This is a genomic window from Phytoactinopolyspora endophytica (assembly GCF_004138495.1).
In the GTDB taxonomy this organism is placed as follows: Bacteria; Actinomycetota; Actinomycetes; order Jiangellales; family Jiangellaceae; genus Phytoactinopolyspora; species Phytoactinopolyspora endophytica.
The window spans coordinates 47,846-49,908 of sequence record NZ_ML142856.1 but is presented as its reverse complement, the minus strand read 5'-3'; the positions used below and the strand labels follow the sequence as shown (position 1 = coordinate 49,908).

Below are 2,063 nucleotides of genomic sequence, written 5' to 3'. Positions count from 1 at the left end.
ACCCGTTCACCGACCAGCCGAAGCTGGATGACGACGACAACCCCGTCCCCAGCGACATCGAGGTCACCGACGACGACCCGTACCACGCGGAGGCGGACGACCCGAGCGTGGACATCGAGAAGGGCGATGAGCACGGCAACGACGCCGACACCATCGAGGATGGTGCCGCGTACGCGCCGGGTGAAGAGCGCACGATCGAGTTCGAGGTCACCAACGACGGTAACCGGGACCTGCAGAACGTCGTCGTCACCGACGAGACGATCTCGGGCGGTCAGATCACGGACATGTCCTGCACCTTCCCGGACGGGTCCGAGGCGGACGGCGTTCTCGAGGGTCAGATCTGGTCGGTCACCTGGGAGAACAGCTTCGGTGATCCGGCCGCGGAGATCTGGGAGCCGGGCGTTCCGTTCCCGTGTGCGGCCACACTGGTCGTCGAGGGCGACGCCGACGATGTTCACCAGAACGACGTCACCGTCGACGCCACCGTCGTCGGTACCGGCGAGGAGGTCGAGGACGAGGACGAGTACAACTCGTACTCCGGTGAGATCAGCGTCATCAAGTACGACGGGAACGCCGACGACCCGGCCGACGGGTCTGATGAGTCGAAGGAGGCGCTGGACCCCGAGGTTGACGCCGACGACGCGGACAACGCGGTCACGTACCCGATCGAGCAGGATGGATCGGACACCGGCCCGCAGCCCGTGCGCTGGGTGGTGACCAACACCGGTACGGCCCCGCTGTACAGCGTGACCGTGACCGACACCACGGTGGAAGGCCCGCCGCTGGAGAACGTCACCTGCCTCTTCCCGGGCGAGACCGACGCCACCGCCGGCGAGTTCGCCGACGGCACGTGGACCGTCACCTGGGAGGCGTCGTCGAACGTCGAGGACGGCATCGCGACAACGGTGTTCGAGCCGGACGACACGTTCTACTGCGAGGGCGAGCTGACGCTCGAGGCCGACGAGACGCACGAGAACAACGCGGGCGCCGAGGGCACGATCGTCAACCCGGAGACCCACGAGCCCACCGAGGAGGAGGTCGAGGACGAGGACCCGTTCGTCTCCGAGACCTTCGAGCCGGACGTGGAGATCATCAAGGAGGGCGGCCAGCCCGACGTCGAGGGCGGCGCGCCCATCGGCCCTGGCACCGTCGTCCTGGTCCCGGGCGAGACCGCACAGATCGAGTTCACTTCGGAGAACACGGGCACCGAGCCCTTGGTCGACGTGGTGATCTCCGACCTGGTCACGCAGGGTGACGCGGAGCTCACCGACCTGGTGTGCTCGTTCCCGGACGGCTCGTCCGGCGAAGGCGCCATCGTCGGTGACCGGCTCGTCGTCACCTGGGCGAACACCGTCAGCGACGACGGCGAGGCACCGGTGTCCACGTGGGCTCCGGTCAGCGAGGACCCGGACGCGGTCATCGACTGTGTGGCGACACTGACCGCGCTCAATGCGGGCGAGGTCCACGCCGACGAGGTCCGAGTCGACGCGAACGGCGAGTTCAGCGGCGTTCCGGTCGACGACGAGGACGAGTGGGACGCGGAAACACCGAAGGTGGAGATCGACAAGTCGGTGGTCGGGGCCGTCGAGCCCGTGGAGGGCGAGACCGGTCTGTTCGATGTCACCTACGACGTGACGGTCACCAACGAGGTCCCCGTGGCCACGACGTACGACGTGCGCGACACGTTCTACTTCGGTGACGGTATCGAGGTGGTCGAGGTCGGCGTCACCGGAGGACCGGAGGGCGTCGAGCTTCTCGGTGACTTCGACGGTGCGGACCAGCCGTTCATCGCCAGGGGCGTGCCCATGGTGGCGAACGACGATGCGGAGTACGCGGCCCACGTGTACACCGTGACCGTCCGCGTCGACACGTCGGGACTGCTCACCGACGACGGCTCCGTGCCGGAAGCCGGCGAGTGCGTCCCGTCTGAGAACGGCCCGGAGGAGGGTGGCCTGAACAACGGGGCCACCGTGACCTTCCCGGGTGGCGAGGACAACGACACGGACTGTGTGCCGGTGGGTACTCCGGTCCACGTGAAGGAGCTCAAGTCGGCCGAGGCGGCC

At 67.8% G+C, this 2,063-nt stretch carries 1 pseudogene; it reads left to right on the top strand.

The window, feature by feature from the left end:
- Window positions 1-2,063, top strand: a pseudogene (locus tag ELR45_RS16590) (hypothetical protein); the annotation flags it as partial.